At 68.6% G+C, this 23,268-nt stretch carries 19 protein-coding genes; 9 read left to right on the top strand and 10 right to left on the bottom strand.

Going from position 1 to position 23,268, the window contains the following annotated elements; genetic code table 11:
• Positions 1–3: 3 nt before the first annotated feature.
• Positions 4–957, top strand: coding sequence for a carbohydrate ABC transporter permease (locus tag DIZ26_RS29830; protein ID WP_198676355.1), 954 nt, complete (start codon positions 4–6; stop codon positions 955–957).
• Positions 954–1,811 carry a carbohydrate ABC transporter permease gene (locus DIZ26_RS29825; protein ID WP_112247590.1) on the top strand — a complete coding sequence of 286 codons (858 nt, stop codon included), beginning with the start codon at positions 954–956 and terminating at the stop codon, positions 1,809–1,811. The genes DIZ26_RS29830 and DIZ26_RS29825 overlap by 4 nt, the downstream gene beginning before the upstream one ends.
• On the opposite strand, the gene DIZ26_RS29820 is transcribed toward DIZ26_RS29825, so the two are convergent.
• Positions 1,804–2,892 carry a Gfo/Idh/MocA family protein gene (locus DIZ26_RS29820; protein ID WP_112247588.1) on the bottom strand — a complete coding sequence of 363 codons (1,089 nt, stop codon included), beginning with the start codon at positions 2,890–2,892 and terminating at the stop codon, positions 1,804–1,806. The genes DIZ26_RS29825 and DIZ26_RS29820 overlap by 8 nt on opposite strands.
• A 144-nt stretch (positions 2,893–3,036) precedes the next feature.
• Between DIZ26_RS29820 and DIZ26_RS29815 the strand changes: the two genes are divergently transcribed.
• Positions 3,037–3,777 (top strand): sulfite exporter TauE/SafE family protein, encoded by a 741-nt coding sequence (locus tag DIZ26_RS29815; RefSeq protein ID WP_112247586.1) that lies wholly within the window; start codon positions 3,037–3,039, stop codon positions 3,775–3,777.
• 55 nt (positions 3,778–3,832) lie between these two features.
• Here the strand turns inward: DIZ26_RS29815 and araA are convergent, their stop codons facing one another.
• The 6 genes from araA to DIZ26_RS29785 all read right to left on the bottom strand — a co-directional run bounded on the left by araA (position 3,833) and on the right by DIZ26_RS29785 (position 10,890).
• Positions 3,833–5,338: an L-arabinose isomerase gene (gene araA / locus DIZ26_RS29810; protein WP_112247584.1), complete on the bottom strand. Its 1,506-nt coding sequence runs from the start codon at positions 5,336–5,338 to the stop codon at positions 3,833–3,835.
• Positions 5,339–5,352: 14 nt separating this feature from the next.
• Positions 5,353–6,018, bottom strand: a complete 666-nt coding sequence (locus DIZ26_RS29805) for an L-ribulose-5-phosphate 4-epimerase (RefSeq protein WP_112247582.1) — start codon at positions 6,016–6,018, stop codon at positions 5,353–5,355.
• Positions 6,015–7,700, bottom strand: coding sequence for a ribulokinase (gene araB / locus DIZ26_RS29800; protein ID WP_198676354.1), 1,686 nt, complete (start codon positions 7,698–7,700; stop codon positions 6,015–6,017). Before araB ends, DIZ26_RS29805 begins: the two co-directional genes overlap by 4 nt.
• 41 nt (positions 7,701–7,741) lie before the next feature.
• Positions 7,742–8,758, bottom strand: coding sequence for a LacI family DNA-binding transcriptional regulator (locus DIZ26_RS29795; RefSeq protein WP_198676353.1), 1,017 nt, complete (start codon positions 8,756–8,758; stop codon positions 7,742–7,744).
• A 60-nt stretch (positions 8,759–8,818) separates the two neighbouring features.
• Entirely contained in the window at positions 8,819–10,105 is a 1,287-nt protein-coding gene (locus tag DIZ26_RS29790) for an alpha-galactosidase (protein ID WP_232828690.1), read from the bottom strand.
• Between the two features lie 62 nt (positions 10,106–10,167).
• Positions 10,168–10,890 carry a helix-turn-helix domain-containing protein gene (locus tag DIZ26_RS29785; protein ID WP_157979849.1) on the bottom strand — a complete coding sequence of 241 codons (723 nt, stop codon included), beginning with the start codon at positions 10,888–10,890 and terminating at the stop codon, positions 10,168–10,170.
• 72 nt (positions 10,891–10,962) lie between these two features.
• On the opposite strand from DIZ26_RS29785, the gene DIZ26_RS29780 reads away from it, so the two are divergent.
• A complete protein-coding gene (locus DIZ26_RS29780; RefSeq protein ID WP_112247572.1) occupies positions 10,963–12,504 on the top strand; it encodes an FAD-dependent oxidoreductase in 1,542 nt (513 codons plus the stop codon).
• A gap of 4 nt (positions 12,505–12,508) precedes the next feature.
• On the opposite strand, the gene DIZ26_RS29775 is transcribed toward DIZ26_RS29780, so the two are convergent.
• Together DIZ26_RS29775 and DIZ26_RS29770 are read right to left on the bottom strand one after the other, a co-directional pair.
• Complete coding sequence (locus DIZ26_RS29775) at positions 12,509–13,651, bottom strand: glycoside hydrolase 5 family protein (RefSeq protein WP_157979848.1); 1,143 nt, start codon at positions 13,649–13,651, stop codon at positions 12,509–12,511.
• Positions 13,652–13,667: 16 nt separating this feature from the next.
• Positions 13,668–15,284 (bottom strand): FAD-dependent oxidoreductase, encoded by a 1,617-nt coding sequence (locus tag DIZ26_RS29770; protein WP_112247567.1) that lies wholly within the window; start codon positions 15,282–15,284, stop codon positions 13,668–13,670.
• Positions 15,285–15,429: 145 nt separating this feature from the next.
• On the opposite strand from DIZ26_RS29770, the gene DIZ26_RS29765 reads away from it, so the two are divergent.
• From DIZ26_RS29765 to DIZ26_RS29750, 4 genes are read left to right on the top strand one after another with little or no spacing between them, the layout of a single operon-like run.
• Positions 15,430–16,803, top strand: a complete 1,374-nt coding sequence (locus DIZ26_RS29765) for an extracellular solute-binding protein (protein WP_112247565.1) — start codon at positions 15,430–15,432, stop codon at positions 16,801–16,803.
• Positions 16,804–16,837: 34 nt separating this feature from the next.
• Entirely contained in the window at positions 16,838–17,680 is an 843-nt protein-coding gene (locus DIZ26_RS29760) for a carbohydrate ABC transporter permease (RefSeq protein WP_232828689.1), read from the top strand.
• A complete protein-coding gene (locus tag DIZ26_RS29755) occupies positions 17,677–18,561 on the top strand; it encodes a carbohydrate ABC transporter permease (protein ID WP_232828688.1) in 885 nt (294 codons plus the stop codon). The genes DIZ26_RS29760 and DIZ26_RS29755 overlap by 4 nt, the downstream gene beginning before the upstream one ends.
• The gene (locus DIZ26_RS29750) at positions 18,558–19,427 is read left to right on the top strand and encodes an NAD-dependent epimerase/dehydratase family protein (RefSeq protein ID WP_112247561.1); all 870 of its coding nucleotides are present in this window, start codon (positions 18,558–18,560) and stop codon (positions 19,425–19,427) included. Before DIZ26_RS29755 ends, DIZ26_RS29750 begins: the two co-directional genes overlap by 4 nt.
• Here the strand turns inward: DIZ26_RS29750 and DIZ26_RS29745 are convergent.
• On the bottom strand, positions 19,400–20,395 hold the full coding sequence (locus DIZ26_RS29745; protein ID WP_198676351.1) for a LacI family DNA-binding transcriptional regulator: 996 nt from the start codon (positions 20,393–20,395) through the stop codon (positions 19,400–19,402). The genes DIZ26_RS29750 and DIZ26_RS29745 overlap by 28 nt on opposite strands.
• 100 nt (positions 20,396–20,495) lie before the next feature.
• Between DIZ26_RS29745 and DIZ26_RS29740 the strand changes: the two genes are divergently transcribed.
• Positions 20,496–23,267 (top strand): sugar-binding protein, encoded by a 2,772-nt coding sequence (locus tag DIZ26_RS29740; RefSeq protein ID WP_112247559.1) that lies wholly within the window; start codon positions 20,496–20,498, stop codon positions 23,265–23,267.
• Position 23,268: the final 1 nt, after the last annotated feature.

The raw sequence follows: 23,268 nt of genomic DNA, 5'->3' as shown, positions 1-23,268 counted from the left end.
CTCATGACCAAGACCATCAGCCCACCGGTGGCGCCGAGCCGACCGGTCGCCAGAGCGGCCGAGCCTCGCCGGCCCTGGCTGTCCACCCGCCGACGTCGCCAGTTGATGGGGATGGCGATGGTGTCGCCGGCCCTGGTGGTCGTCACCGTGTTCTTCCTCGTCCCGCTCGTGATGACGTTCTGGATGTCGCTGCACGACTGGCCGCTGCTCGGTGACCACAGCTTCACCGGGCTGGCCAACTACCGCCGGGCGATCCACGACACCGACTGGCTGCACGCGATCCGGTTCACCTTGACCTACACGGTGCTCATCACGCCGATCCTGCTCGTCGCAGGCCTGGCTGTCGCGTTCCTCGTTCATCGCGGCGGCCGGGCGGCCCGGGTGTTCCAGTCGATCTTCTTCCTGCCGGTCGTGATCGGGTTCGCGGCCGGTGCCTTCCTCTGGCTGTACCTCGCGCAGCCGGGCCTCGGTCCGCTGGCGGATCTGGCCGCCCGGTTCGGACTCGCCGGTCGCGACACGAACTGGTTCGCCACTGCCACCAGCGGCCTGCTCGTGGTGACTGCGATGGTGGTATGGAAGGTCACCGGCATGCAGATGCTGCTCCTGCTGTCGGGCATGCAAGCCATTCCGGGGGAGCTGACCGAGGCGGCGCGGATCGACGGCGCGAGTCGCTGGAAAGCCTTCCTGCACGTGACTTTGCCGTTGCTGCGCCCGACACTGGCCCTGGTCCTGGTGTTCTCCGTGGCCGGTTCGCTGCTGGCGTTCGACCAGTTCTACATCATGACCGCGGGTGGGCCGTCCAACGGCACGATCACCGCCGTCTACCAGATCTACCGCACCTCGTTCATCAACTTCGACCTCGGCTACGGCGCCGCGTTGTCGGCCATCCTGATGGTGGCGCTCGCGGCGGTCAGCGCCGTGCAGATGCTGCTCCTGCGGAATTCGGACCACTCATGAAAACAACGCTCGCCGACGTACGCAGTACGCTGCCCCGGGCCGCCTGGTGGATCGCCTGCGTGTGCGTCTCCGTCCTCGTCCTCTATCCGCTGGCGGTCATGGTCTCGCAGTCGCTGAAGAAGCCCAGCGAGGCGACGGAGAATCCACCGACGCTCTACCCGCACGGCCTGTCGCTGGAGAACTACCGGGCGCTCGGCAACACCGGGCAGTTCGGCATCTGGCAGCACGTCAGCAACAGCTTGCTGGTGGCCGCGGGGACGACCCTGCTGACGATGCTGCTCGCGACGCTGGCCGGCTACGGCTTCGCGAAGTTGCGGTTCCGGGGCAGCGGGGTGCTCTTCTTCATCATCCTGGCGACCTTCATGATCCCGTTCCAGGCCATCATCACGCCGCTGTTCTCGATCCTGCACGACATGGGCCTGAGCGACACTCTGCTGGGGCTGACGCTGGTCTACACGACGTTCCAGTTGCCGTTCGGGATCTTCCTGATGCGCAACAGTTTCGCGTCCGTGCCGGCCAGTATCGAGGAAGCGGCGCTGGTCGACGGCTGCGGTCTGGTCAGCGCGATGGCCCGGGTTTTGTTGCCGGTGGCAATCCCCGGCCTGATCAGTACTGCGTTGTTCACGTTCTTCGCGTCCTGGAACGAGTTCTTCGCGGCCCTGATCCTGGTCACCGACGAGTCCAAGTTCACGCTGCCGGTGACGTTGACCGTGCTCGCCTCCAACCAACTGGGCACGCTGAACTGGGGCCTGATGCAGGCCGGCGTCGCGGTCACCGCCATCCCCTGCATCGTGCTCTACCTACTGCTCCAGCGGTACTACGTGGCGGGCCTGGTGGCCGGCGCGGTCAAGTAGCCCACGGAGCACCCGTCCCGTCCATGCGAACGCTGAAAGGATTCGCCGGGTCGAGCTCGCCTCGTCGTACGGGCTTTCCGGTGAAAGCGGACGCGTAGATCGCGGCGATCAGTTCCGTGGTGTCTCTCGCATCCTGCAGCGACACCGGAGCCGGCCGGCCCGCGTCCTTCGCATCCAGGACCGCCGCGAACTGCGCGCTGTGACCGCTCGGGATGTCTGCTGCGTCGGCCGACCATGCGTCAGCGACGGCTTCGTGGCCGGGTGCCGGCGTCACGATCCAGTCGGCGTCGCTGTAGCCGTAGAGGTGCTCGAGTTCGACGGTCGCGTGCTCATAGTCGAACCGCAGCGTCGAGGTTTCGCGAGCTGATACCAGTGAGTTGACGATCGAGGCGACGGCGCCGTTGGCGAAGGTGACCAGGGCCAGCGAGACGTCCTCGGTCTGGGTGGGCCGGGCCTGCCGGGCCGCGACCGCGGTGACCTGCTCCCACGGACCGAGGATCGACAGCAGCAGGTCGAACTGGTGGATCCCGTGGCCCATCGTCGGGCCACCACCCTCGATCTCGAAGGTGCCTCGCCACGGTACGGCGAAGTACGCGTCGTCGCGGTACCAGAGGGTGTGGCAGGTGGCGACGAGCGGCCGGCCGAGGAGACCGTCCGCGGCCAGCCGGCGCAGCCGCACGGCACCCGATCCGAAGCGATGCTGGAAGACGCAGATCACTCGGGCGGTGGAACGGCTCTCGAGTTCGATGAGTTCGTCCAGCTCGTTCAGTGACAGGGTCGGCGGCTTCTCCACCAGGACATCCACGCCGGCCGCCAGACATTCGGCAGCCAGCGGTACGTGGGATCCGGGCGGGGTACACAGCAGGACCAGGTCGACCTCGCCGGCGGCGAGCAGCGCGGTCAGACTCGGGTACGCCGCCGGGACGTCCCAGGTCTTGGCGAACGCTTCGGCCCGCCCGAGGTCGACGTCGACCGCTGCCACCAGCCGCGCACGCCCCGGTTGGGCCGCGACTGCCTGAGCATGCGCGGTGGCGATCCCACCGGTCCCGACGATCGCGACGCGACGAATGGTTTCGGACATCCATACCTTCCAGAGAGTGACGGAAAGCCTTTTCCAAGCAACTCCGCAGATCTTGGTCGGGGCCTTCGTGGAACGCAAGGGAGAGCGGCCAAGTGACCGGAACCGGTCAGTCCACCTGCGGGTAGGCCCGTCTAGGCTTCGGGCATGTCCGCCGCCGGAGTTGCCTGGTCCGGGGAGGTGCTCCTTGCCGGCGTAGTCATGCTGGGCGCGTCGGTGCAGTGGCTGACCGGGATGGGCTTCGCGCTGGTCGCCGTACCGGCTCTGATCCTGTTGCTCGGCCCTGGTGACGGGGTGGCCTTGGCGAACTGCGCATCGGGCGTCATCTGCCTGGTCGGGCTGACCGGCGGCTGGGTCAACGTCCGGTTGCGAGCGATGGTCCCGCTGGTGCTCGCCGCCGCGTGCACAGTTCCGCTCGGGAGCTGGGTGACGAACCAGCTGCCCGAGCCGGTTCTGCTTGCCGGCATGGGCGCACTGGTGACCGCGGCCGTAGTACTCGTGATGAGCGGCCTTCGCGTGCAAGCGCTGAATGGTCTCGGCGGAGCGCTGACCGCAGGCGCGGCCGGCGGTTTCATGAACGCAGCAGCCGGCCTCGGCGGCCCGCCGATCTCCTTGTACGCCGTCAACGCGGGCTGGACGATTCGGGAGTTCGTCCCCAACGCGTTGTTCTACGGCGTTGTGGTGAACATCTTCTCGGTGCTCTCGAACGGACTGCCCCAGCTCCGCCCGGGCAGCTGGATCGCCGCGACAGCCGGCCTGTCCGCCGGTGCCCTGATCGGCCGCGGACTCGCCGGTCGGCTGCCGGATCGGATCGCGCGGCTTCTCGTCCTCCTGCTCGCCCTGGCCGGCGGCGTCTCCACCTTGGTCAAGGGCCTCCTGACCTCATGAGCCGTAGCTGGACCGGACGGTCCAGCTACGGCTCAGAGGGTTTCGCCCGCGGCGCTCAGAAGCCGAGGGCGAGGCGGTGGTAGACCTGGTTCCAGCGGATCTCCTGCTGGAGGTGGCGGACGTCGGTGCTGTCGTCGATCATCAGCAGTTCGGTCTTGAGCATCGTCGCGAGGTCGTCCAGCTCCTCCGACGTGACCGTCGTGGAGAGCACGGTGTGGTGCGGGGCGCCCGCGGTCAGCCAGGACTCGGCCGACGTACGGAAGTCCGGCCGCGGCTTCCAGACCGCCCGGGCGACCGGGAGCCGGGGGAGCGGCTGCTCGGGAGCGACCACGTCGATCTCGTTGCCGATCAGCCGGAACCGCTCGCCGAGGTCGGCCATCCCGACCACCAGGCCGGCACCCGGGGCGGCGTCGAACACCATCCGGACCGGGTCCTCGCGGTTGCCGATGCCGAGCGGGTGGATCTCGATCGACGGCGTACCGGTCGCGATACTCGGGCAGACCTCGAGCATGTGCGCGCCGAGGATGAGCTCCTCGCCCGGAACCAGGTGGTAGGTGTAGTCCTCCATGAACGAGGTCCCACCCGGCCGGTCGCCGGCGATGACCTTGAGGGTGCGGAGCAGCACCGAGGTCTTCCAGTCGCCCTCACCGCCGAAGCCGTAGCCGTCGGCCATCAAGCGCTGGACGGCCAGTCCTGGTAGCTGGCGCAGCCCACCCAGATCTTCGAAGTTCGTGGTGAAAGCGGTGAAGTCGCCGGCCTCGAGAAAGGCCCGCATACCGGCCTCCAGCCGCGCGGCATAGCGCAGCGAGTCGTGTCGCTCGCCGTCGGACCGGAGCTCAGGGACCAGCTGATACGTGTCGTCGTACTCCTTGACGAGCGCGTCGATGTCCGCATCCGGTACGGCGTCGACCGCGGCGACCAGGTCGTTCACCGCGTAGGTGTTGACCGAGACCCCGAACCGGCGTTGTGCCTCGACCTTGTCGCCTTCGGTGACGGCGACGTCGCGCATGTTGTCGCCGAAGCGGGCCAGCTTCATCGAGCGCAACTCGGCCAGGCCGGTCGCGGCCCGGGCCCAGCTGCCGATCCGCGCGGTGACCGAGGGGTCGCTGACATGCCCCGCGACGGTGGTCCGCGGGATCCCCAGCCTGGTCTGGATGAAGCCGAACTCGCGGTCGCCGTGGGCGGCCTGGTTCAGGTTCATGAAATCCATGTCGATCTCGGCCCAGGGCAGGCCGACGTTCGCCTGGGTGTGCAGGTGCAGCAGCGGCAGCTGGAGCGCCTCCAGGCCGGCGATCCACATCTTGGCCGGCGAGAAGGTGTGCATCCAGGCGATCACGCCGATGCACTCGCCGTCGAGGTTCGCCTTCAGGATGGTGTTCTTGATCGCCGCGGCGTCGGTGACGACCGGGAACCACACCACCTCGGCGGGCAGGTCGCCGGAGGCGTTCAGCGCGGTCACGATCTGCTGCGACTGGGCGGCGACCTGGTCGAGGGTCTCGGGGCCGTAGAGGCCCTGGCTCCCGGTGAGGAACCAGAGCTGGGGTCGGCGGGAAGCTTTCATGAGGGCTCCGGGGTTCAGCGCTGACCGTAAACGGTCTGGTAGCGGTGGTAGAGGCTGTCGATGTGGCCGGGGTCGATGGGAACGAGCGGGCCGCCGGACCGGGCGAGGTGGACAGTGCGGGCGACGTCCTCGCACATGACCGCTGCCTTGACGGCCGCCTTGGCGTCCTTGCCGACGGTGAAGACGCCATGGTTGCGCATCAGCACCGCCGGCGAGCGGGACTCGGCCAGCGTGGCGACGATGCCCTGGCCGATGGAGTCGTCGCCGATCAGGGCGAACGGGCCGACCGGGATGTCGCCGCCGAACTCGTCGGCCATCGCGGTCAGCACGCACGGGATCGGCTCGTCGCGAGCGGCCCAGGCCGTCGCGTACGGCGAATGGGTGTGCACCACGCCGCCGATGTCGGGCCTGGAGCGGTAGACGTACGCGTGCGCGGCGGTGTCGCTGGACGGCGCGAGCTCGCCGTCGACCAGGGTGCCGTCGAGGTCGCAGACGACCATCGAGGCGGGCGTGAGGTCGTCGTACGAGATGCCGCTGGGCTTGATCACGAACAGGTCCTCGCCGGGGACCCGGCCGGAGATGTTCCCGGCGGTCCAGGCGACGAGCCCGTATCTGACCAGTTCGGTGTGCAGGCCGCAGACCTGCTCGCGCAGGTCGGCGACTGCGGGCGGCAAGGTCATCCGATTACCTCGTTCCTGAGTTTGTGAAGACGGTGCAGTACGCCGTTGCCGCCGTACGCCTCGCCGGCGAACCAGTCGTGCAGCCCGCGGTACTCGGCGTACAGCCGGTCGTAGCTGTCGGCGCGGCCCTGGTCAGGCTGGTAGGCGGACTCGATCCGCCGGCCCATCGACGCCGCTGCCGTCGGCACCTCCGGATAGGTGCCGGCGGCAACGGCTGCATGGATGGCCGACCCGAGGGCCGGGCCCTGCTCGGAGCTGACGACCGAGATCGGCCGGCGCAGTACGTCGGAGTAGATCTGCATCAGCAGGCGGTTCTTCAGCAGGCCGCCCGCGACGATGAACTCCTCGACCGCGACGCCGGTCTCCTCGAAGGCCTCGACGATCCGGCGGGTGCCGAACGCGGTGGCTTCGATCAGCGCGCGGTAGGTGTCCTCCGGCCGCGTCGCGAGCGTCTGGCCGATGATCACGGCGGACAGGTCGTGGTCGACCAGCACCGACCGGTTGCCGTTGTGCCAGTCGAGCGCGACCAGACCGTGGGCTCCGACCGGCTGCTGGGCCGCGAGCTCTTCCAGATAGCTGTGCACGGAGACGCCGCGTCGTTCCGCCTCGGCCACGTACGCCGGGGGAACGCAGGTGTCCACGAACCAGCCGAAGATGTCGCCGACCGCCGACTGGCCGGCCTCGTAGCCCCAGAGCCCGTCGATGATGCCGCCGTCGACGACGCCACACATCCCGGGTACCTCGGCGAGGTGGTCCGACGACATCACGTGGCAGGTCGAGGTACCCATGATCGCTACCAGCTGGCCGGGGCGGGTGGCGTCTGCGGCCGCGGCGGTGACGTGGGCGTCTACGTTGCCTGCGGCAACGGCAATGCCGGCCGGGAGTCCGGTCCACTCGGCCGCTTGGGCGCTGAGCCGTCCGGCTGACGCACCGAGCGGCAGCAGTTCGTTCGCGAGCTTGTCGGTGAAGTCGCCGAAGGCGGGGTCGAGCGCGGTCAGGTACTCCCGCGAGGGGTAGCCGTGCTCGGTCCTGATGCCCTTGTAGCCGGCTGTGCAGACGTTGCGGGACTCGGTGCCGGTGAGCTGCCAGACGATCCAGTCGGCCGCCTCGATCCACCGCTCGGTCCGCGCGTAGATCTCCGGGTCCTCCTGCAGCAACTGCAGCCCCTTGGCGAACTCCCACTCCGAGGAGATCTTGCCGCCGTACCGGCCGAGCCACGGTTCGTCGCGCTGCCTGGCGACCTCGTTGATGAGGTCCGCATGCGGCTGGGCGGCGTGATGCTTCCAGAGCTTCGGCCAGCTGTGTGGCCGGGCGGCGAGGTCGTCCAGCTCGCACAGCGGCGTGCCGTCAGCGAGTGTCGGGAGCACGGTGCAGGCGGTGAAGTCGGTGCCGATGCCGATCACCTCGGCGGGATCGACACCCGAGACGGCGAGCGCCTTGGGTACCGCGCGGCGCAGTACGTCGATCCAGTCGGTCGGCGACTGCAGGGCCCAGTTCGGGCCGAGCCGGACGCCGGAGCCGGGCAGGCTGGTCTCGATCACGCCGTGGGAGTACTCGTGAACCGCGCTGCCGAGCTCCTCGCCGTCGGAGACGCGGACGACGACGGCGCGCCCCGACAAGGTGCCGAAGTCGATGCCGACGACGAACCCCGGCTCCGGTTCAGTAGGACTGTTAGCGTTCACAATGCTCTCCAGCGGTACGTGTGGTGGTCAAGGGCATGGTCTCAGGCGCCGGCCGGTGCGGCGGTGCTGCGGCGCCGGACCAGCGTCGCGGGCACGACCACGCGGCGCCGCCGGGCCGGCGGGTCCTCGGCGAGTTGTTCGAGCAGCAGCTCGATGCTGTACCGGCCGACCAGGGTGAAGTCCTGGCGCACGGTCGTCAGCGGGGGACTGAAGAACTCGGCCTCGGGTACGTCGTCGAACCCGACCACGCTGACGTCGTCGGGGACCCGCACGCCGCGTTCGGACAGCGACCGGAGCAGGCCGAGGGCCATCTGGTCGTTGGCCACGAAGACAGCCGTCGCGCTCGACGGCAGCCGCAGACCGGCCTCGTACCCCGACCGGGGACTCCAGTCGCCGGTCATGGCCGTAGGTACCGGCCGGCCGGCCGCCTCGAGCGTCTCCTGCCAGCCCTTCAGCCGTCCTTCGGCCTCGAGCCACTCCTCCGGCCCGGCGATGTGCCAGACGGTCTGGTGACCGAGTTCGAGCAGATGCTGTACGGCGAGCCGCGCGCCACCGACCTGGTCGACGCTGACGACCGGCACCCGCCGGGCCCGGCCACCTTCGACGGCAACCGCCGGGATGTCGTCGGGGATGCTCGACAACGCACGGGCCGCCTGCCGCTGCGGAGCCACCACGACGATCCCGTCGATGCCCTGACCGGCGAGGTGATGGATCGCGTCCTCGACGCTGTCCCGGGTGATCGCCTTGAGGCTCACGATGCTGATGAAGTACCCGGCATCGCGGGCTGCCTGCTCGATGCCGTGCACCGTGCTCGCCGGACCGAACAGGGTGGTGTCGAAGCTGACCACGCCGAGCACCCGGGAATGCCGGGTGACCAGGGCGCGGGCGGTCAGGTTGCGCCGGTAGCCCAGCTCGTCGATCGCCTGCAGGATCCGGTCCCGGGTGCTCGGCCGGACGTTCGGCAGATTGTTCAGGACGCGGGAGACCGTCTGGTGCGAAACGCCGGCCACTCGCGCCACATCTGCCATCACCGGCGGACGTGACGCGCTCGCACTCATAAATCGTTCTCCTCGCTCGGACCTGATAAGTGTGAACGCTAACACTCTAGCGGCAAAATCTCACCGGTCGTCGTCGAGCCGCAGTAAACGGGAGCCGTGGGAGTCCAGTTCCAGCGGCAGTCCGAGGCTGTCCGGACAGAGCGTTCCACCGGTCCACAAGTCGGTCACGAGGTCCGATTCGCGTGCTCCGATGGACAGTAACGGAACCGTCACCCGCTGTGGTTCGTCGCCGAGCCAGAAGACGGCGGCGTATCGAGAACCCGGCCGCCCGGGTGCGGTCGCAGTAGCTGTCCAGGCGACGAGGTCGCCGTCCCGCAGTACTTCGCGGTTGTCCTTGGTTGCCGTCAGCACTTCGAGGACGTCGCGGTTGGTGAGGAGGTCGATCGTTGCCCTCGGCGACGTCGGCAGATCACCGCCGACCATCAGCGGCGACCGCGCGATGACCCACAGGCTCATCATCGTCTGCTGCTCGGCTGCAGTGAGCCGGCACAACCGGTCGTCACCGCGCTCGGCGCGGATCCCGATCCGGCCGAGCGGCAACATGTCCGCGTCGGCCCAGCCGTCCGGCCCCGACTCCGGTGCCCAGCGGGCGAGACGGGTGAACTGGGCCTCGATGTCGTCCCAGCGGTCCCACAGGTCGTCCGAGATCCGCCACATCGACGAGTGCTCGCGCAGGTGCGGCAGGTTCGCCATCGACAGTTCCCGCCCGGGGGACAGGCTCAACTCGATCGGTCGTCCGGACTTCTTCACGGCGTCGGCGTACGCGGCGATTTCCCTTGCCTGGTAGGGATAGAGGAAGTCGTCGCCCTTGATGAAGTCGACTCCCCAATCGGCGAGCAGTCCGACCTGCGCTTCGTAGTACGCACTCGCGCCGGGGTGGTCGTGGTCGAGCCCGTAGTTGTTCGGGTTCCAGGGGCACACCGACGACGTGTCGGCGACGTCGCGCGCGGTCCACGGCGTACCGGCGATCGGCAGGTCGCGCTCGACTGCTCGCCGCGGGATGCCCCGCATCATGTGTACGCCGAACCGCAGGCCGAGCCGGTGGATCTCCGCGGCCAGCGGGGCGAAGCCGTTGCCTCCGGCTGACGACGGGAACCGGTTCGGTGCGGGCAGGAGTTGGCCGTGGTCGTCGAGGACAACGTCGGGATCGTCGTTGTAGCCATGCGATCTGGCCGCCGGTTCGTACCAGAGGATGTCGATCACCACGGTGTCCCAGCCGTAGGGGAGCAGGTGCTCCGCCATGAACCGGGCGTTCGCGAGCACCTCCTCTTCCGTAACGGTGGATCCGTAGCAGTCCCAGCTGTTCCAGCCCATCGGCGGTGCGGTTCGCCGGCGCGGTGTACTCAAAGGTCGCTCCATAGTGGCGAAGGAGTGTAGCCGCAGCCTCAGCCGGGACCCTCCGGGCCGGATCAGACCCGGTTGACGTTGCGATGGTGGGACGGGGGGTGGCCGGTGTGGTGAGTGAAGACGCGGCTGAGGTAGAAGGCGCTTCGATAGCCGGAGCGTTCGGCGATGGTTTGGAGGGTGGCGTCGGTCTCGGTCAGGAGTTCGCGGGCCTTCTGGAGGCGGAGGTTCCGCAGGTAGGCGATCGGGGAGATTCCCTGGACCGCTTTGAAGCGCCGGGAGAGCTGCCCGGGACTGATGCCGAGGGTCGTGGCCAGGTCGGCGAGGGAGAGATCCGGCGAGGCGAAGTATTCGAGCAGGTACGCCGTGGCGCGCCGGACCAGTTCGTCGCCGGGAGCAGCTCGGTGGGCGCGCAGCATCAGCAAGATGAGGTCGGTGACGACGTGTGCGGCCACCACGTCGGCGTACCCCTCGGCAGAGTCGAGCATCGCCAGGTCGGCGCGGAGCCGGTCGGGGTCGGGGAGCCTTGTGCAGCCGACCGGCGGCTCGAGCTGGGTGCTGAAGCGGGCATGGAAGAACGACGTCGGTCTCAGCATCCTGCGTCGCAGAGTTCCACCCGGCGGGCAGATCACGAGGTCGCCGAATCTGGCCACACCTGAATTGCCGCCCGACACCTCGTAGGCGAAGGCTCCGGTGCGCGGCAGCAGCAGGCACCAGGTGTCGTAGCTGTCGACGGCGAGGCTGAACTGCGCCCGGCGCGCCAGCAGGTAGCCGTCCAGCGTCAGCATGGAAAGAAAGTACATGGCTGTGCTCGATATCGCTATGTCCATGCACTTTGCCGAAGCGGGACAGTACATGGCATGACGACAACGGCTGATGTCTGTGTGTACGGAGGTACGGCGGCGGGGTGCGTCGCCGCGATGACGGCGTACCAGGAGGGCGCGTCCGTCGTCCTCGTCGAGCCCGGGAGTCGGCTCGGTGGCATGCTCGGTGCGGGCATCAAACCGGGCCAGGACGCCCCGATCCCGGCCGCGGTCGGCGGGCTGACCCGTGACGTGGTGTTCGGCTTCGGCGACCGGCCGCACGAGGTTATGCGCGCGTTCCACCGCTGGGTCGCGAGTACGGACATCGAGGTCATCTTCGACCGCCGCGTTCGTTCGGTGACCCGGAAAGGCAGCCGCATCGCGTCCATCCAGCTGGAGACTTCGCAGCCGGACAGGTGGGGCGTGCCGTTGCCTGCCTCGGAGTCCACCCCCGACGACGAGGTCCGGGCAGCTGTCTTCATCGACGCGTCGTACGAAGGCGATCTGATGGCACGGGCCGACGTCCCCTACCGCATCGGGCGCGAGTCGCAGGACGCCTTCGGCGAAGAGGTCGCCGGCGTCCGGCCGGTCACCAACTGGACACCGATCGACCCGTACGTCGTACCGGGTGACAGCACCAGCGGTCTGCTTCCGCTGCTCGATCCTGATCACGGACTCCCGGTCGGAGCCGCGGACGGCTACACGCAGGCCTACAACTACCGCTTCTACGTCACCACCGACCCGGCCCGACGCGCCCCGCTCAACCCGCCCGACGACTATTCCCCCGACCAGTACGAACTGGTACGCCGCTACGTCGCGCACCTCGCGAACGACCTGGAAGCACTCCGCGGCATCTTTCCGGGCTGGATCAACTCCGGCGAGTACAACTATCAGCGCGCATCGCTGATCACGAACGCTCCGCTGGGAGTCAGCCGCGAGTACCAGGACGGGAGCTGGGACGACCGTTCGAGAATCTGGCGCGGGCACCTCGACTACCTCCGCGGCCTGCACCACTTCCTGTCGACCGATCCCTCTGTACCGGAGGAGTTTCGCGCCGAAACGGCGGCCTACGGTCTCGATGCGAGTGTCTTCCCCGACACGGACGGGTGGCCGCCGCAGCTGTACGTGCGGGTGACCCGCCGGCTCGAAGGGAGCTACACCGTGACGCACGCCGACGTGATCAACCAGACCGACGCGAGCGACAGCATCGGCCTGGCGCTGTTCGGCGTCGACGTCTATCCGGTACGGCGGATCCCGTACCGCGACCCGGAGACCGGCGAACTCGGGGTGGCCACCGAGGGCGACATGTTCATCGGCGGCCACCTGGGAACGGGGGAGCCGTACCCGATTCCTTACCGGGCGGTCGTCCCGAAGCAGGCCGACTGCGGCAACCTCCTCGTCCCGGTCTGCCTGTCCGCGAGCCACATCGGCTACGCCGCCACCCGGATGGAGCCGGTCTTCTGTGTCCTGGCCGAGTCCGCCGCGGTCGCCACTGTGCAGGCGCTGCGGGCACAGACCGACGTACAAGCCGTCGACATCGCCAAGCTGCAAAGCCGAATCGTCGAACGCGGCCAGGTAATCGCCTGGAAACCTGAGTAGAGCGTCAGTCCTCAGTTGCCAGCATGATGCGTGGTGGGCCGCCGGCGACCCAGCCGCGTGCCCACCGATCGGCGAAGTCGAGGTCCGCGATCGCGTCGGGGGACAGGACGACCTGAGCAACGTCCGGCGCAGCGGGCCGGGTACGCCGGAGGTCGGCGATCGTCTCGGCGAATCGCCGGCCGACCGGCTTGACGCGATTATGGACATCGAGCAGGCCCAGGTCGTACTCGATCGAGTTGAAGCCGGTGTGGTCGGTGCGGATGTCGTGCGACGCCCACCAGGACAACCCGGCCACCTCGGGCACGGACAGCGCCTCGCGGATCAGTTGCTCGGCCGCATCCTCGACGGCGACCTTGGCGACCCATTCAGGGGCGACGCCGATCTCTTGCACCCAGATCGGCCGTGGCTGCGACTGATAGGCGGCAGCGACCCGCGCAAGATAGGCGCCGATCGCCCACGAGACGTCGTTGTCCTCACCGAAGCGGCCGAGGAAGCCGCTGAAGTACGGCCAGGCATGGACGGTCGTCACATCGAGTTCGTTCGCGAGCAGCGGGCGGCCGAAGCCGGTCTTCGCGGTCATCCAGGGTTGGTGATCCGCGCCGAGGACGACCGGTAGGTCCGGTGCCGCCGACCGGACCGCCGCGATCATGGCCCGTGCCCAGCTGTCGAGGTCCGCTTCGCTGACCGGCTCGCGCTCGAAACCGGTCAGCATGTTGGGTTCGTTGCCGAGGTCCACGCCGGCGCCCGCGGGATGTCGGGCGACGACTTCGGCGACGGCGCCGAGCAGGGTCGTGGCCGCGGAGATCGCCAGCGGGTCGGTGAAGACGTTGCGGCCGTGCATCCAGGCGGGTCGGAAGACCCAGCCGCTGAGGAATCCGTTCAGCACGGTGACCCAGACGTCCAGCCCGGCGGCGTGAGCCCGGTCCAGCACGGTGGACAGGCGAGACATCGCCGTCGCCGAGACCGAGGTCGGGAACGGCTGGAAGACCGGCCACAGGCACTGGATCCGGACATGGTCGCAGCCGAGTGCCGCGATCGCGGCGAGGTCGTCCGCGATCGACGCCTCGTCGAAATCCAGCCAGGCGTTCCACCACTGCTCGCGGGGAACGTAGTTCACGCCGAAGGCCGGCGATTCCGGGTTGTTCACGTCGTCTCCTGACAAGTCAGTTCGTGGACGGCTGCCAGTTGGCCGGGTGGGTGCGGATCTCGTCGGACCACGCCAGCGGGATGCCGAGGGAGCCCGACAACAGCGCGCGGAACTGTTCGAGCCGGCGTGCATCGTTCCGGATGTCCCGCGGCGGCCGGTTGGTGGCCAGTGCCTGAGCGGCCAGCGCACCGGCAGCCTCGCCGATGCTCCACTCGACCGGATGCAGCCGGTAACAGCCGTTGGTGATGTGGGTGGTGCCGAGGTTCTTGTTCGCGGGCAGCAGGTTGTCCACCCGGACCGGGATCAAGGCACCCAGCGGGATCTGGAACGGAAAGCTGTCGACGTCGACATAGGTCCGGCCGGCGGTACTCGGATGCAGGTCGATCCGGTACGACCCGATGCCGACGCTGTCGAGGAACACCTCCGAGCCTGCGTCCTGGCCGCGCGCCTCGACGCCGACGTGTTGCTCCAGCACCGTGAACTCGGCCTGGATGCGGCGTGATTCCCGTACGTACACCGCCTTCGCGAGGCCGTCGGCGGTGTCGACGACGTCGGGTCTCAGGCGGAGTCCGGGATAGCCGGTGTCACCGTCCGGGCGCGGAGCTTCGGTCTGCATCCAGTACAGGAAGGACAGTGAGAGATCTCGTGCTCCCGCCAGCGCGCGCTGCGTCGTCGCCGCATCGACCCCGAGGAGAGGCAGCTCCCAGTAGTCGATCTGCGGCCAGTTGACGAGGGTGACGTCCGAGCGGATGAGCTCTCCCGCGAACTGACTGCGGGCCAGGATCCGCCGGTAGTGCCAATGATCGAGCACGAAGGCGGCGTCGGGAGCACCGTCGAAGATCCGGCGCTCCCTGGGCTTCAGCTCGACCGGGTCGACGTCCACCCACGACAACTGCGGCCCTGGCCAGAACGGCGCCACCGTGGTCCGCCAGTGGTCGTAGCCGGCCGGCCGATCGATGACGTGGTTCTCGCCGTCGCGGTGCTCGAGCGGGAAACACCAGCTGACCGCCTGCTGGTCGAGCGGATCGGCCTGCGCGGGTGCGTGCGGCTCACCGGTCTGATCGTTGCCTTCGGCCCCGATGATGTGCTCGACGCCGGCCAGTTCGAGCAGGTCGCCTAGTTCGGTGGCGTCGATGACATATCCGGCCGAGACGGTGACTTCGAGCCCGTCGGTCAGTCGCCGGAACGTCACCGCCTCGACCCGGTCGCCGGCCGTGGCGGCCGACACGGGCCGGTGTCGGAGCAGGGTCGTCACCAGACCGGCCGAGCGGTACGGCGCCAGCAGTTCGTCGATCACCGCCACGGCCACCCGCGGCTCGTGGCAGAGCCGGCTGACGAAGCCGAGACCGGGATTCAGCACCGGATTCCTGGCCGGCTCCGGGCGCAGCGGGTAGTTGCGGCGGTAGTAGTCCCGGATCCGGTTGCGCAGATCGCGATAGCTAGGCGATGCGTACTGCGAGTCGATCCAGGGATGCTCGTCCGGTGGCACGGCCTGCGCCGTGAGTTGGCCGCCGAGCCAGTCGGTCTCCTCGGTCAGCACCACTCGGTGGCCCAGCCGCGCCGCCGTCAGGGCCGCCGCGATCCCGCCGAGGCCGCCACCGACGACGAGTACTGGGCAGTGCTGCTCGTGCATGGATGTCCTTTCCCAGCTGGCGGCCGGTCCGGCCGACGGACCGGATTCAGCGCCGCAGAAATTGAACCCTAGCTTTTGCGAAAGCGGTTGCGCTACTCTGCGAAACGATCGGTGCGACGATCGCCATCCCCGCTGAGGAGTTCCGATGACCACAACCGCAATCCGTTCCACCGCAGCGCTCTCCGCCTCCGTCACGCTGCTGGCAGGGCTGGTGGCCTGCTCCAGCGCACCGTCCACGGCCGGTGATTCCGGCGCCGGCGGCCAGGTGACGATCACCGTCGGTGACCGGCCCAGCAGCGCCGATCCGACCAACCGGGCGCAGTTCGACAAGAAGGTGGCCGACTTCCAGCAGGCCAACCCCGACATCAAGCTGAACCCGGTCGAGACCATCTGGGACGCCACCACGTTCCAGGCCCAGGCTGCCGGCGGGCAGCTGCCCGACGTACTGAGCGTGCCGTTCACCGAGCCGCAGGGCATGATCGCCCGCAAGCAGGTCGCCGACCTGACCAAGGCGGTGAAGGACGACGGGCTGCTGGCCGAGCTCAACCCGAACGTGCTGAAGATCGGTCAGGACCAGGCCGGCAACGTGTACGCGATCCCGACCGCGGCGTACTCGATCGGGCTGATCTACAACCGCGACCTGTTCACCAAGGCCGGCCTCGATCCGGACAAGCCGCCGGCGACCTGGGACGAGGTCCGCGCGGACGCCAAGCAGATCGCGGCGAAGACCGGTCAGGCCGGCTACGGGCAGATGACCACCACCAACACCGGTGGCTGGATGTTCACCACGCAGACCTACGCGTACGGCGGCACGATCGAGAACGCCGAGGGCACCAAGGCGACCTTCGACGACGCGCCGTCGCGGGCGGCGCTACAGGCGCTGCACGACATGAAGTGGGTCGACAAGTCGATGGGCCAGGCCGTGCTCTACGACTACGACGGGATCCAGAAGGCGTTCGCGGCCGGGAAGATCGGCATGTACATGGGCGCCCCGGACATGTACCGCTCTGTGGTCGTCACCAACGGGCTCAAGCCGGCGTCCTTCGGAGTGGGGCCGCTCCCGCAGCAGGGTGGGGACCACGGCACTCTCACCGGTGGCAGTGTCCAGATCGTCAGCAAGACCGCGACAGACGCCGAGAAGGCCGCCGCGATCAAGTGGATCAAGTTCGCCAACCTGAACAAGTACGTGACGCAGGACGCCGCCGTGATGAGTGCGAAGAACGGCGTGGCCGCGAAGCAGCCGGTCGGCGTCCCGGGTCTGCCGGTGATCGCAGCCGACAAGTACGCGACGTACCAGTCCTGGATCAAGCCGTACGTGAACGTGCCGCTGGATAACTTCGCGCCGTACACGAAGGTGGCGGCCGAGCAGAAGATCATCCCCGAGCCGCCGGTGAAGGCGCAGGAGGTGTACGCCGCGCTCGACCCGGTCGTGCAGACCGTGCTGGGCAACGCGAAGGCCGACATCCCGGCGCTGCTGACCAAGGCCGCCGCCACGGTGAACGCCAAGCTCGGGCGCTGAGTTGCTCCGGCGTCTGCGCAACGGAGTACCGGCAGTGGTGTTCGCCCTGCCGGTACTCCTGGTCTTCCTGCTCTTCTCCTGGGGCCCGATCGTCAAAGGCCTGGTGATGAGCCTGCAGCAGACCAACCTGGTCGATCCGGTGAAGTGGGTCGGGCTGGAGAACTTCCGGTACGTCCTGGCCGATCCCGCGGTCGGACAGGCCACCGTGAACACGGTCTGGTTCACCTTGCTGGCCTTGCTGTTCGGGTTTCCGCTGCCGGTCCTGCTGGCGATGTTCCTGTCCGAGCTGCGCGGCCGGTCCTGGGCCTACACGACGCTGGCCTACCTGCCGGTGATCACTCCGCCGGTGGTCGCCATCCTGCTGTGGCGGTTCTTCTACGACCCGTCGCCGAACGGGATGTTCAACGGCATCCTCGGCGTGTTCGGCCTCGGGCCCTTTCCCTGGCTGGACAGTCCGCATTCGGCGATGCCGTCGATCGTGCTCGAGGCGACCTGGGCCGGCGCCGGCAACGCGGTGATCATCTACCTGGCCGCGCTGACCTCGGTCCGGACCGATCTCTACGAGGCGGCCGAGCTCGACGGTGCGGGCATCGTGCGACGCGTCTGGCACGTGATGTTGCCGCACCTGCGCGGCGTACTGCTGCTGATGCTGCTGTTGCAGGTGATCGGGACCATGCAGCTGTTCACCGAGCCACTGCTGTTCACCGGTGGCGGACCGCAGAACTCGACCTTGACGATCCTGCTGCTCATCTACAACTACGCCTTCGTCAACGGTGACTACGGCGCGGCCACCGCGTTGAGCGTGCTGCTCGCCGTGGCGCTCGCCGTCCTTTCGGCCGGCTTCCAGCTCGCCACGCGTCGCTGGAGCACCGAGTGAGCGCCGAGCGCGGACTGCTCTCGCAGACCGACCGCACGCGGCGGCGGGTCCGGGTGCCGTTCGTCATTGGGCAGGTGGTGGTGTTCGCCGGCCTGCTGGTCGCCGGGCTCGGCCCGTTCCTCTGGTTGCTCAAGGCAGCGATCTCCCCGACCCAGGACAGCATCCGCAAGCCACTCGCGCTGTTCCCGTCCGGCGAGGTGCAGTGGCAGAACCTCGGTACTGCGTGGCAACAGGGTCACGTCGGCTACTACCTCGGCAACACAGCGATCATCGCTGCCGGTACGGCGCTCGGCTCGCTGATCGTCTGTACGACGGCCGGCTACGTGCTCAGCGTGCTCCGGCCTCGCTGGGGTTCGGTGTTGTCCGCGGCGATCCTGGTCACGCTGTTCGTGCCACACATCGTTTCGCTCGTCCCGCTCTATCTGACCGTGCTGAAGCTCCCGGTCGTCCACACCAACCTGACCAACACGTTCTGGGCCGTCTGGCTACCCCCGGCCGCCAGCGCGTTCAACGTGCTGATCGTGAAGCGCTTCTTCGACAGCATCCCGCGGGAGTACTTCGAAGCGGCCAGGATCGACGGCGCCGGCTCGCTGCGGGTGTTCACCGCACTGGTGCTCCCGCTGTCGCGCCCGATCCTCGGTGTGGTTCTGCTGCTCAGCATCATCTCCTCGTGGAAGGACTATCTGTGGCCTTTGCTGGTGCTGACGAATCCGGATCTGCAGCCGGTCTCGGTGGCGTTGCCGAAGATCGCGAAGGTGACGGAACTCAACATCCAGTTGGCGGGGCTGTTCCTGGCGCTGCTGATCCCGGTGGCGCTGTTCCTCGTCTTCCAGCGGGCGTTCCTGCGGGGCGTCGGTCTGTCCGGCGGGATCAAGGCGTGACTCGGGTCCTGGTCACGGGGGCGGACGGATCGATCGGCCGGGCCGCCGTGGCCGGCCTGCGTGACGCCGGGTACGGCGTGACCGGGCTGTCGCTGGGCTACGACCACGAGAGTCGGGCGGACCGCCCGCTGGTCGGCGATGCGCGATCACCCCTCGATGTCGCCGCGGCCCTGGAGGACGTGGATGCCGTCCTGCATCTGGCCGCTATCCCGCATCCGAGCCTCGGTACGCCGGAGGAGGTGTTCGAGAACAATGTCGCCGCGACCTTCAACGTGCTGGCCCAGGCCGGGCAGCGCGGGATCGGCCGGGCCGTGATCGCCAGCAGCATCAACGCGTTCGGCGTACCGATGAACGTGAACCCGGTGGTCCCGGCGTACTACCCGCTCGACGAGGACGTGCCGGTGGACATCACCGATGCCTACTCGCTGTCCAAGTACGTCGACGAGCAGACGGCCCGGATGGTCTGGCGGCGCTGGGGCACCGACGTGATCGCCCTGCGTTTCCCGCTGGTGAAGTCGCAGCAGCACCTCTTGCGGTTCCGGGCCAACGCAGAACGCGACCCGGCGTCGATGGCGCGGGAAGGATGGGCCTACCTCGATCTGCGCGACGGTGTCCGGGCGATCATCGCGGCGCTCGAATGCGAGACATCCGGGGCGCACGTGGTCGGACTTGCCGCTGCCGACATCCTGATCGACCGCCCGACGGACGAACTGCTCCGCGAGTACGCCCCGACGGTTCCGCTGCGGCGGCCGGTCGCCGGTCGCGGGTCATTGGTCGACACCTCCCGGGCTCGGGAACTCCTCGGGTTCATGCCGCGCTACTCGATCCACACTGACGATCAGGCGGTGTCCGCGATCACCAGTTGAGGTACGGCGTACTGGATGCCCGGCTCGAGGTCGGGCTCGAGCAGGCGATCCGCCACCAGGCGGCCGATCTCCTCGAGCCCGACGTCGATGGTGGTCAGGTGCCGGCGGACCCGCTGGTCGTGCATCAGCTGCTCCCAGTTGTCGACGCCGATCAGCGCGACGTCGTCGGGCACCCGGCGGCCGCTGGCCCGGATCACCCGCTCGGCGCCGCGGGCGATCGCGTCGCTGCCGCAGAAGATCGCGTCCACGTCGGGCACCGCGGCGAGCACCTCGGTCGCGGCCTCCTCGCCCCATTCCTCGCGCCAGCGGCCGAAGCGAACCGGCGTCGCCCAGTCGAGGCCGGCCGCGGCGAGCACTTCACGGGCGCCCTCCGCTCGGCGCTGCGCGGCGAGGTCGTGCGGCTCCGCGGTGAGGTGGACGATCCGGCGGCGGCCGCCGGCCAGCAGGTGGGTCGCGGCCAGCCGGCCGATGGCGACGTCGTCCGCGGTGATCGTCACGTCTGCGGGGTCCTCGGTGACGGTGAAGGCGTTGATCACCGGGACCTCGAACCGGTCGGTCAGCGACGGGGTCGGGAAGGACGTGCCGGTGCCGATCACGATCACGCCGTCGATCCGGCGGGCGCGCAACTGCAGGACGCTCTCGGTGATGTCCTGCTCGTCCATCCGGGCGTCGTACAGCAGGACGGCCTGTTCCTTGGCGCCAAGTTCGGCGGCGACAGTGGCCAGCACGACCCGGCTGAACGGGTTCGAGGCGCGGTGGGTGAGGACGCCGATGGTCTGGCTGCGGCCGCGGGCGAAGGAGCGGGCCAGCGCGTTGTGCCGGAAGCCGAGCCGGTCCGCGGTGACGCGCACGTGCTCGCGGGTCGCGGCCGAGATCCGGTCGGTGCCGTTGAGAGCTTTGGAGGCCGTCGACAGCGAGACCCCAGCCGCGGTCGCCACGTCGGACAGGGTGATCAGCTGGTCGGCCATCTGTTCATCGTAGTCAGTCCCGAGCCATTGACAGCGGTTCGAGCCGGCATCAAGGTGTGATTTGCGAAACCGCTTTCGCTTTTCTTGGGAGGAGCACCACATGGCCCGCCGCCGCTCTGGCGCAGTCAGTCTTCTCACGGCCGGTCTGCTGCTGGCCGCCGTACTCCAGTCACCCGCCCGCGCCGCCACGACGGTCGCGCCTGCCCTTGCCGTCACCACGCCGACCGTCGGCAACACCTTCACTGCCGGTGAGCCGGTGACGCTCGGCCTGAGTACCGACGCCGCGACCGTCGGCTGGACCGTTCGCGACGCCGCCGGCACCGAGGTGGCCGAAGGCTCCGCGCCGGCCGCGTCGCTGAACGGCCGGCTCACGCTGCCGATCAGTACGCCGGGCTGGTACCAGACCGACCTCACGGCCATCGGCTCCGACGGTTCGACCACCTCGGGTGGCACAGATTTCGCGGTCCTGAGCCCGCACGACTTCTCCACCTCGACCGACACCCGGATCGGCGTCGCTTCAGCACTGGCGTTCGGCGGCGCCGCCAACCCCGGGCTGGAGGCGGTGCCGCTGATGGCGGCGGGCGGAATCTCGACTGCTCGCGACGAAGCGTTCTGGTCCGCTGCGGAGACGACGAAGGGCGTCATCCAGTTCCCGCAGAAGGTCAAGGACTACAAGGCCGCACTGGACGCCAACCACGTCGACTTCCTGAACATCCTCGACTACGGCAACACGCTGTACTACCCGGACGAGGCGCCCGCGACGGATGACCAGCGCGCGGCCTTCGCGCGGTACGCCGTTGCCGCGGTGGACGAGTTCGGCACCGAGCACACGACGTACGAACTGTGGAACGAGTGGAACCTGCGCGACCCGAACGGTGCTGCCAAAGCCAGCCCGGACAACTACGTCGCGTTGCTCAAGACGGTCAGTGCGGCGGTCCGGGCGAAGCATCCCGACGTGAAGCTGACCGGTCCGTCGCTGGCGGTCATCAACGACTGGCAGGGCTGGTTCACGCGGTTCGCCGACCTGGGCGGGCTGGACTACGTCGACGCGGTGACCATCCACCCGTACGTGCAGCCGCTCGACCCGGAGGCCTCCGTCACCTACCTCAACACCATCCGCAGCATCGTGACGGCGCACGGCTCGACCAAGCCGATCTACATCACCGAGCAGGGCTGGGCGACCGGTACCAACCCGAGCGCGGTCTCCGAGCCGGCCCAGGCCCGCGACCTGGTCCGCGGCCAACTGCTCTCGTACGGCGCCGGCGTGGCTCGGTACAGCTCGTACAACTTCATGGACTCCGGCAACGACCCTGCCAACATCGAGCACCGGTTCGGCCTGGTGCGCAACCGGCTCGACCCGCGGGGAGCGCTCGTGCCGAAGCCGTCGTACGTCGCCACGGCCGTCCTGGCGCGGCAGATCGACGAACTCCCGCTGATCGGCCAGACCCGCTTCGGCAGCGCCGGGTACGACGTCAGCTTCAACGCCGGTGGCGGACAAAGCGTCCACGCCGTCTGGTCCGCCACTCCTGGAGTAGTGGCCGCTACGGCACCGGCGGGCTCGACGGTTCAGGTGACCAACCTGTACGGCGTGGAGACGACACTCACCGCAGATCCCAACGGGCATGTCTGGGTGACGGCCGGACCGGACCCCGTCTACCTCCGGGGCGCGATCACCGGACCGATGCTTCCTTCGAGTCGGTTCTCGTTGTCGGTCGCTCCCGAGATCGCTGGAGATCCGGCCACCGGCACACTGACCTTCGTCAACCCGGACGCTGTCGGCCACGCGTTCACCGTGAGTGCCGGCGGTGCCGAGACATCCGGCTCGGTCACATCGGGCGCTACTGCGACGGCTGCGGTCAGCTACCCGGCGCAGGACTCGACGGGCTCGCGGACGTACTCCGCCAAGGTGACGATGGACGGTCGACCGGTCGCACTGATCACTGCGGCCGGCACGGCGACGGCACCGCTGTCGGTGACCGCTTCGCACGTGCTCAACGGCAGCGGCAAGGACCTGCTCAGATTCCGGATCACCAATGCGTCGTCCCAGCCCATCACGGTCGCGGGACTCGACTGCGCCTCGGGCTCCGCGTCCGGCACGCTGTTCGCAGGGTCTACGGTCTCGGCGCACGGTACTGATCAGGCCGATGTACCGCTGACCCTGACCGCGCCGTCGACGTGGTCCGCGAGCCTTCGCCGGCCAGGGCTGCCGGACATCAAGGCGGCAGGCAAGCTCACTGCGGTAGCTGCGCCGACCGTCACCTACCGGCACCCGGTCACCCTGGACGGTGCCATCGACCCAGCCGTGGCCGCGCAGCCGGCGATAGCGCTGGAAGGCACCGGTACTCCGCCCGTGACGGGATGGACCGGACCGAGCGACCTTTCCGGATCACTGTGGCTGACGCACGACGACCAGTTCCTCTACCTGTCCGCCAAGGTCACCGACGACGTGTTCGCGCAACCGAACCGCAACGGCAACATCTGGGCCGGCGACAGCCTGCAGCTCGGCATGACCGCGGGCGCTCCGGGCGAGGCGACACAGGTCCAGGAGATCGGCGTCGCGCTGACCGATGCCGGCACCGTGGACACCTGGCGATGGACCCCGGTGAGCCAGACCGGTGCGCCGCCCGGCGTACAGGCCAAGGTGGTTCGTGACGAGGCGGCGCACAGTACGACGTACGAGATCGCCGTTCCGTGGAGCACGCTCGGGTTCGCTCCGGACGACCGGTTGCTGTCGACGACGGTCGTGATCAACGAGAACGACGGGACCGGCCGGCGCGGCTGGCTGAGCTGGGGCAAGGGCGTCGCGGAGACGAAGAACCCGGCCGGGTTCAACGCGGTCCGGCTGGCTCCGGCCGCCCTTCCGGCGAACTGAC

Origin of the sequence: Kribbella monticola (assembly GCF_003261635.1) — a bacterium.
GTDB classification, from domain to species: domain Bacteria; phylum Actinomycetota; class Actinomycetes; order Propionibacteriales; family Kribbellaceae; genus Kribbella; species Kribbella monticola.
The sequence above is the reverse complement of the archived record's forward strand: the minus strand, read 5'-3'. Positions and strand labels throughout refer to the sequence as shown.

Coding starts and splice junctions, on each gene's coding strand:
- DIZ26_RS29830 (WP_198676355.1), top strand. CDS start 4: ATGACCAAGACCATCAGCCCACCGGTGGCGCCGAGCCGACCGGTCGCC.
- DIZ26_RS29825 (WP_112247590.1), top strand. CDS start 954: ATGAAAACAACGCTCGCCGACGTACGCAGTACGCTGCCCCGGGCCGCC.
- DIZ26_RS29820 (WP_112247588.1), bottom strand. CDS start 2,892: ATGTCCGAAACCATTCGTCGCGTCGCGATCGTCGGGACCGGTGGGATC.
- DIZ26_RS29815 (WP_112247586.1), top strand. CDS start 3,037: ATGTCCGCCGCCGGAGTTGCCTGGTCCGGGGAGGTGCTCCTTGCCGGC.
- araA (WP_112247584.1), bottom strand. CDS start 5,338: ATGAAAGCTTCCCGCCGACCCCAGCTCTGGTTCCTCACCGGGAGCCAG.
- DIZ26_RS29805 (WP_112247582.1), bottom strand. CDS start 6,018: ATGACCTTGCCGCCCGCAGTCGCCGACCTGCGCGAGCAGGTCTGCGGC.
- DIZ26_RS29795 (WP_198676353.1), bottom strand. CDS start 8,758: ATGAGTGCGAGCGCGTCACGTCCGCCGGTGATGGCAGATGTGGCGCGA.
- DIZ26_RS29785 (WP_157979849.1), bottom strand. CDS start 10,890: ATGCTGACGCTGGACGGCTACCTGCTGGCGCGCCGGGCGCAGTTCAGC.
- DIZ26_RS29780 (WP_112247572.1), top strand. CDS start 10,963: ATGACGACAACGGCTGATGTCTGTGTGTACGGAGGTACGGCGGCGGGG.
- DIZ26_RS29770 (WP_112247567.1), bottom strand. CDS start 15,284: ATGCACGAGCAGCACTGCCCAGTACTCGTCGTCGGTGGCGGCCTCGGC.
- DIZ26_RS29765 (WP_112247565.1), top strand. CDS start 15,430: ATGACCACAACCGCAATCCGTTCCACCGCAGCGCTCTCCGCCTCCGTC.
- DIZ26_RS29745 (WP_198676351.1), bottom strand. CDS start 20,395: ATGGCCGACCAGCTGATCACCCTGTCCGACGTGGCGACCGCGGCTGGG.
- DIZ26_RS29740 (WP_112247559.1), top strand. CDS start 20,496: ATGGCCCGCCGCCGCTCTGGCGCAGTCAGTCTTCTCACGGCCGGTCTG.